Origin of the sequence: Sphaerisporangium corydalis (assembly GCF_025506355.1) — a bacterium.
GTDB classification, from domain to species: domain Bacteria; phylum Actinomycetota; class Actinomycetes; order Streptosporangiales; family Streptosporangiaceae; genus Sphaerisporangium; species Sphaerisporangium corydalis.
Map to the genome: position 1 here is coordinate 42,460 of NZ_JANZYP010000075.1, position 6,336 is coordinate 48,795.

The 6,336-nt window shown below is 72.3% G+C and carries 5 protein-coding genes; all 5 read left to right on the forward strand.

What is annotated here, in order from left to right:
* Positions 1–129: 129 nt before the first annotated feature.
* Positions 130–1,239 (forward strand): GNAT family N-acetyltransferase, encoded by a 1,110-nt coding sequence (locus tag NYZ98_RS35565; RefSeq protein ID WP_262848615.1) that lies wholly within the window; start codon positions 130–132, stop codon positions 1,237–1,239.
* Positions 1,240–1,490: 251 nt separating this feature from the next.
* Positions 1,491–2,543 (forward strand): sirohydrochlorin chelatase, encoded by a 1,053-nt coding sequence (locus NYZ98_RS35570; protein WP_262848617.1) that lies wholly within the window; start codon positions 1,491–1,493, stop codon positions 2,541–2,543.
* 3 nt (positions 2,544–2,546) lie between these two features.
* Entirely contained in the window at positions 2,547–3,653 is a 1,107-nt protein-coding gene (gene cobT, locus NYZ98_RS35575) for a nicotinate-nucleotide--dimethylbenzimidazole phosphoribosyltransferase (protein WP_262848622.1), read from the forward strand.
* A gap of 147 nt (positions 3,654–3,800) precedes the next feature.
* On the forward strand, positions 3,801–4,841 hold the full coding sequence (gene speB / locus NYZ98_RS35580) for an agmatinase (protein ID WP_262848627.1): 1,041 nt from the start codon (positions 3,801–3,803) through the stop codon (positions 4,839–4,841).
* 55 nt (positions 4,842–4,896) lie between these two features.
* Positions 4,897–6,132 carry a uroporphyrinogen-III C-methyltransferase gene (cobA, locus tag NYZ98_RS35585; RefSeq protein ID WP_262848632.1) on the forward strand — a complete coding sequence of 412 codons (1,236 nt, stop codon included), beginning with the start codon at positions 4,897–4,899 and terminating at the stop codon, positions 6,130–6,132.
* Positions 6,133–6,336 lie beyond the last annotated feature (204 nt).

A 6,336-nucleotide genomic window follows, 5' to 3' on the forward strand; every position in this document is an offset into this window, starting at 1 on the left:
TTCCGGGCGGGAGGGCCGTGGCGTACGAAGATCGGGGTCCTCGGCGGCCGGTGCCGTCGAGGGCCTAACAAAGTTGCGAATGACCCCCAATGTGCGGTGAGCTGATATGTCCGCACAAGGGGGATGAAATTGACCGGCTTTGATCAGCACCTGACGATCACGACGAGGCGGCTGGTGCTGCGGCCCTTCGGCCCCCGCGACACCGACCGTGTGCGGGCGATCGTCGAGTCCGGCGCCCAGTTCCTGCCGCCGGGCGTCCCCGGCCACATCTCGGGCATCTCCCAGTGGCTGTCCTACGGTGTGCACGAACTGTGGCGCTCCGGCCAGGGCATCCACCTCGCCATGGTCGCCGAAGGGGCGATCGTCGGCGCCGTCAGCCTGTTCCGCACGGTCTGGGGCGTCGCCACCGCCGAGATCGGCTACGGCGTCCATCCCGCGCACCGCGGCCGGGGCTTCGCGCCCGAGGCCGTCGGCGCGCTGACCGAATGGATGCTCACCAAGGGCGGCCTGCGGCGCATCGAGCTGCGCGCGAACCTGGACAACACCGCCTCCCTCCGGGTCGCCGAGAAGGCCGGGTTCACCCGCGAGGGCCTGCTGCGCGGCGCGGGCTTCGAGGACGACGGCCCGCACGACCTGGTCGTCTTCGGCCTGCTCTCCCGCGACATCGCCATCGGGCCGCCCACGATGAACGCCCGGGGCTTCGGCACCGGCGTGCGCCTGGAGAGCGAGCGGCTCATCCTGCGCCCGTTCACCGGTACCGACGCCAGGGACCTGTTCGCCGCCGTCGACCGCGACCCCGACATCTACCGCTGGATGCCCTGGGCCGAGGGGTACGACCTCCAGCGGGCCTACGACTGGTGCACCAGGTACGCCCACGCCGACCCCGTGAACGGCGTGCAGTTCGCCATCGAGCCCCGGGCCGGCGGGCGCCTCGCCGGATCGGCGGGGGTGCAGCGCGCCGACTGGGAACGCGGCGACGTCGAGGTCGGCTACTGGATCTCCCCGTGGGCCCGCCGCCGGGGGTACGCGACCGAGGCGACGCGCGCGCTCTGCACGTTCTTGATGATGCGCGGCTTCCACCGCGTCACCCTGCTCGCCGCCGTCGGCAACGTCGCCAGCCAGGCGGTCGCCCGCAAGGCCGGGTTCGTGGAGGAGGGGGTGCTGCGGCGGGCGCTCCCGGTGTCCGGCGGCATCTCCGACGCCGTGCTGTTCAGCATCCTCAAAGGCGAGATCGACTGACGCGCCCTGGGCACGGCAGGGGGCCGAGCGTCCTGTGGGGCGGGATCGGCCGGGCGTTTCTCAGGGCATGAGATCGGCTGAGACGTTTTCCCGCCGGAAGGCGCCCGGCCGACGTACGGTCGACCAGATCACGATGAACGGTCGGTCTTGTCTTGACCAAATGCTGCGCAAAGCGATGTCCATGGAATGACAGATTCGGATATCCTCGCGACCCGACCACATAACCGCAGGTCAAAGTATCGGAGATCCACATGAAGCCGCCGCTCCTGCTCATAGGGCACGGCGCCCACGACGACACCGGTGCGGCGGAGTTCGGCCGTTTCGTCCACCGGCTGCGGTGCCGACTCGATCGGCTGGCGGCGGATGTGTCGGGTGGGTTCGTCGCCAAAGGGCGACCATCGCTGAGCGACTCGGTCGCCTCGCTGGTCTCCCGGGGCCACCACCGCCTCGTGGCCGTCCCCCTCGCGCTCGAGGACAGCGACGACGTGCCCGCCGCCATCGCGCGGGCCCAGGTGGCCCATCCGACCCTCACCTGCGAGTACGGCCGTTCCCTCGGCGCCTCGCCCCAGGTGCTCGCGCTGATGGCCGAGCGGCTCGCCGACGCGCTCGCCGAGATGCCCCGCCTCGCGGCGGTCTCGGTGACCGACGAGCACGGCGTCGCGCCGTGGGAGCCGGTGACGCCCGCCGAGACCGCGGTGGTGCTGGTCGGCCACGGATCCGCCGAGACCGGCGCCAACGCCGAGGTGCACCGCGTCTCCCGGCTGTTCTGGGAGACCCACGCGTTCGACCTGCTGACGGTCGAGACCGCCTACGTCGCCGACGCGCCGCCGAGCGTGGCCCAGGGCATCGAGCGCTGCCGCCGCCTGGGCGCCAAGCGGGTCGTCGTGCTTCCCTACCTGCTGTTCGCCGGCGGCGTCCTCGAACGCATCTGGGCCGAGGCCCTGGCCTACGCCGCCGGGCACGTCGACCTGGACGTCCGCTGCGCGGAGGTGATCGGCGACTGCGAGGGCCTCGCCGACCTGATCATCGAGCGCTACGAGGAGGTCCTCGGGGCCGCCGACGTGCGCGCCGCCCTTCCCGGCGGTCTCGACGGGCCTCCCGTCGCGGAGCCGTGGCCGTCGGACCCCGCTGTCCTCCCCTCTGGAAAGGCCGTGACCTTGGACCTGGTCGACCCTCTGGACGTCGTCTCCCTGGACGACGTCGAGTCCCTTGAGACGGGCGCGCCTGACGTGCTTCGCGTGGGGAAGCCGTCCGTGCGCCGGTTGTCCCGCGAAGAGGCCGCGATGGCCGACGGGCTCGTCTGACCCATGGAGATCCTCGACCAGACCCTCGCGGCGATCCGCCCGGCCGACCTTCAGGCGATGGCGGACGCGCGGGCGCATCAGGACCGACTGACCAAGCCGCGCGGAGCGCTCGGCGTGCTGGAGGAGGTCGCGGTGCGGCTCGCCGGCGTCGCGGGCGCCTGCCCGCCGCCCGCCCCGGCCCCCGCCGCCCTGGCGATCTTCGCCGCCGACCACGGCGTGCACGCCCAGGGGGTCACTCCATGGCCGCGTGAGGTCACCACCCAGATGGTGCTGAACTTCCTCGCGGGCGGCGCCGTGGCCAACGCCTTCGCCGCGCAGGCCGGCGTCTCGGTGACCGTGGTCGACGTCGGCGTCGCCGCCGACCTGCCCGAGGCCCCCGGGCTGGTCTCCCGCAAGATCGCCTACGGCACGGCCGACCTGTCGGCAGGACCCGCAATGACCGCCGAACAGGCCGTGGCCGCCCTCGAAGCGGGCATCACGGTGGCCCGCGACCTGGTGGCGCAGGGCAACGCCTGCCTGGTCACCGGTGACATGGGCATCGCCAACACCACCGCCTCCGCCGCCCTGATCTGCGCCTTCACCGGCAGGGACGCCGCCGACACCACCGGTAGGGGGACCGGCGCCGACGACGCGACCCTCCGCCACAAGATCGAGATCGTACGCCGGGGGCTCGAAGTCAACGACATTCCGGGTGACGGCGACCCTGGGTCGCGGTCCGAGGTCGTCCGGCGGCTGGCTGCGGTCGGCGGGCTGGAGCACGCCGCCCTCGCGGGGTTCGTCCTCGGTGCCGCCGCCGCGCGGGTGCCGGTCATCCTGGACGGGGTCATCGCCGGCGCGGCGGCCCTGGTCGCCGCCGCGCTCGCGCCCGACGCCGTCGGCTACTGCCTGGCCGGGCACCGCTCGGCCGAGCCCGGCCACGCGATCACGCTCGACCATCTCGGCCTCCGCGCCCTGGTCGACCTCGAACTGCGGCTCGGCGAGGGCACGGGGGCGCTGCTGGCGTACCCGCTGGTGAGCGCGGCCGTGCGCGTCATGCACGAGGTGGCCACCTTCGACTCGGCCGGCGTGACGGACAAGGACGCCCAGGCCACCCTCGACCCGAGCACCTGACCATGCCGGCGACGGCACAGGCCCTGTCGATCCCGGGGCCTGGCCGCGTCGAGCGGGGCGTCCGGGTGCCTCGGGCCTCTCTGGCGGGTCGCGCGCGTCACTACAGTTGAATGGTGACATTTCACGACACGTCATGATTGGACCCTGATGCGCTACGGCCCCATGTTCGGACCCGACATCACCTTCCTCGGCGTCGAGCGGTGCGACCTGGGCGACGCCGAGAGCTTCGCCGGCGCGGACGTCGTGATCGTCGGGGCCCCCTTCGACGGCGGCACGAGCAACCGGCCCGGCGCGCGTTTCGGCCCCATGGCCCTGCGCCAGGCCTGCTACCTGGCCCACGACGGATCCCGGCCCAGCCTGGCCCTGCGGGTCGACCCGCTGCGCGACCTCAAGGTCCTGGACGCCGGCGACGTCGAGTGCTACTCGGGCGACATCGAGACCTCCATCAGGGACATCGAGGAGGCCGTCCACACGATCTCCGCGTCCGGCGCGATGCCGCTCGTCCTCGGCGGCGACCACACCATCGCCCTGCCCGACGCGCGCGGCGTCGCCCGCCACCACGGCTTCGGCCGGATCTCCATGATCCACTTCGACGCCCACGCCGACACCGGCGAGATCGAGTTCGGGCACCTCTACGGGCACGGCCAGCCGATGCGCCGGCTCATCGAGTCCGAGGCGATCCGCGGGGACCGCTTCCTGCAGATCGGCCTGCGCGGCTACTGGCCCGGCCCCGAGACCCTGGACTGGATGGCCGGGCAGGACATGCGCTCCTACGAGATGACCGAGATCGTGGAGCGCGGCCTCACCGAATGCCTGACCGAGGCGTTCGCCATCGCCACCGACGAGTGCGACGGCGTGTTCCTCTCGGTGGACATCGACGTTTGCGACCCCGCCCACGCCCCCGGCACCGGAACCCCCGAGCCCGGCGGCCTTTCGGCGCGGCAGCTCCTCGACGCCGTGCGGCGCATCTGCTACGAACTGCCGGTCGTCGGCATGGAGGTGGTCGAGGTGGCCCCGCCCTACGACCACGCGGAGATCACCGCCTATCTCGGCAACCGCGTCATCCTGGAGGCGCTGTCCGCCATCGCGCGCAGGCGCGAGGTGGCGGCAGGCGGGGAACCGTGGGATCCGCGCAAGCCCCTCCTCGCGGGAAGGCACCCTGTGCCGCCCACGACCGAGGGCCTGTAGGTTTACTTCACGCGCAACGGGTTTTGCCTCTTCCCGGGAAAGGGAACACCGTCCCATGTCGTCGCCCTACCTGCTCGGTCTCCGCCTCCACGGCAGGCGCGTGCTCGTCGTCGGCGGCGGGCGCGTGGCCCAGCGCAGAGTGCCGGCCCTGCTGGACGCGGGCGCCGCGGTCACTCTCGTGTCACCGAGCGTGACCCCCGCGCTCGACGACCTCATCGCCGACGGCCAGGTCACCTGGGAGCGCCGCACCTACCAGCTCGGCGACTGCGACGGCTCATGGCTCGTCCAGGCGTGCACCGACGAGCGCTCCGTCAACGCGGCCATCGCCGCCGAGGCCGAGGCCAAGCGCATCTGGTGTGTGCGCGCCGACGACCGCGACGCCTCCGCCGCCTGGACGCCCGCCAGCGGCCGGGTCGACGAGATCAGCGTGGCCGTCACCGCCGGCGGTGACCCGCGCCGCGCGGCCGGCATCCGCGACGCCGTGGTGGCCGCCCTGCGCGACGGCACCGTCGACGCGCGGCGCAACCGCACCAAACCCATCGGCGTCGCGCTGGTCGGCGGCGGCCCCGGCGACCCCGGCCTGATCACCGTGCGCGGGCGCCAGCTCCTGGCCCAGGCGGACGTGGTCGTCGCCGATCGCCTCGCGCCCCGCGCCCTGCTGGACGAGCTCGCGCCGGACGTCGAGCTGATCGACGCGGCCAAGATCCCGTACGGCCGCTTCCTCGCCCAGGAGAAGATCAACGAACTGCTGATCGAGCACGCGCGGCGGGGCCGTTTCGTCGTACGCCTCAAGGGGGGCGACCCCTTTGTGTTCGGCCGGGGCGGTGAGGAGATGCTCGCGTGCGCGCGCGCGGGAATTCCCGTCATCGTGGTGCCCGGCGTCACCAGCGCCGTCGCCGTCCCCGCCGCAGCGGGCGTGCCCGTCACCCACCGCGGGGTCAGCCAGGAGTTCCACGTCATTTCCGTCCACGTGGCGCCCGACGATCCGAAATCAACTGTTGACTGGGCGGGACTGGCGAGATCACCGGGAACCCTGGTACTTCTGATGGCTGTTGAACGAATAGCCATGATCGCTGACACACTTATACGAGACGGACGTTCGCCGGAAACCCCCGTGATGGTGGTACAGGACGGTACTCTTCCGACCCAGCGAGCTCTTTATGCCAGCCTCTCCACGGTGGCGGAGCGCGTGACCGCCGCTGGGACGCGGCCGCCGGCGATCGTGGTCGTCGGTGACGTCGTCAGGGTCGGCCAGGAGATCGAGATGGTTCGAGCGGAGCGGGTTCCGTGAAATCGGCCGCGAAGAAGACGGAGCGCGCCGATGAGCACACAGAACAGTCAGGTGACGCGGTGATCGAGGGGAAGGACAGCGTCCCCGAGACCCCGGGAGAGCAGACGTTGACGTTCCAGGCGATCCGGCCAGGCGACGAGGATCCGCGCCATGGCGACCAGGCGGCACAACCCGCCCCCCAGACGACCCCCACCCCACCCGGGC

Excerpts from the sequence above, each read along its gene's own strand:
- NYZ98_RS35570 (WP_262848617.1), top strand. The coding sequence starts at position 1,491 with ATGAAGCCGCCGCTCCTGCTCATAGGGCACGGCGCCCACGACGACACC.
- cobT (WP_262848622.1), top strand. The coding sequence starts at position 2,547 with ATGGAGATCCTCGACCAGACCCTCGCGGCGATCCGCCCGGCCGACCTT.
- speB (WP_262848627.1), top strand. The coding sequence starts at position 3,801 with ATGCGCTACGGCCCCATGTTCGGACCCGACATCACCTTCCTCGGCGTC.
- cobA (WP_262848632.1), top strand. The coding sequence starts at position 4,897 with ATGTCGTCGCCCTACCTGCTCGGTCTCCGCCTCCACGGCAGGCGCGTG.